The 224-nt window shown below is 46.4% G+C and carries 1 pseudogene; it reads left to right on the top strand.

The window, feature by feature from the left end:
* A pseudogene (locus tag CHH91_RS19400) lies at nt 1-224 on the top strand (alpha-ketoacid dehydrogenase subunit beta); the annotation flags it as partial.

Below are 224 nucleotides of genomic sequence, written 5' to 3' on the forward strand. Positions count from 1 at the left end.
CTTGTTACAGAGTTTGGTAGGGAACGGGTTATTGATACACCGATTGCAGAACACGGTTATTTTGGTGCAGCGGTAGGAGCAGCCGCGACAGGTCTTCGTCCGATTGCGGAGCTTATGTTCAATGATTTTATTGGCTTTGCGTTAGATCCGATTTTAAACCAAGGAGCGAAAATGCGTTATATGTTTGGCGGAAAAGCGAAAATGCCGCTTACTGTCCGAACCGT

It is taken from the genome of Virgibacillus sp. 7505 (assembly GCF_002272135.1).
Taxonomy (GTDB): domain Bacteria; phylum Bacillota; class Bacilli; order Bacillales; family Amphibacillaceae; genus Terribacillus.